The sequence below is a fragment of the Pseudomonas sp. SIMBA_068 genome, assembly GCF_046534705.1.
GTDB classification, from domain to species: Bacteria; Pseudomonadota; Gammaproteobacteria; order Pseudomonadales; family Pseudomonadaceae; genus Aquipseudomonas; species Aquipseudomonas putida.
Window position 1 is genome coordinate 1 of record NZ_JAWRYI010000715.1, and the last position, 265, is coordinate 265.

General features: G+C 66.4%; 1 protein-coding gene. It reads left to right on the top strand.

The features are described 5' to 3' along the window. Window positions 1-265: hypothetical protein (locus tag SB756_RS31105; protein ID WP_410913374.1), on the top strand; the 265-nt coding region annotated here is incomplete at both ends.

Genomic DNA, 265 nt, shown 5'->3' on the forward strand with positions numbered 1-265 from the left:
GCCCTCGCCGAACTCACTGCCCAGCAATTCGCGGCAGACGCCGCCGCTGTGGCGATGCTGGAAAGGCGGCCGTTGGATACCACGACCCTCAACACTCAGTACACAGCGCTATATGCCGCCAGGCGCGAAGGCTTGAGAGCCGAGGCCAGGCTGCAACGCAGCCTCGAGCAAATCAACCCACACGAACTGACCCGCCTGGAAACGGTGCTCGACCAGCCACTGCGCGCCGCGCGCAACGAGGACGCGTGCGTGGCCGCGCTATGGC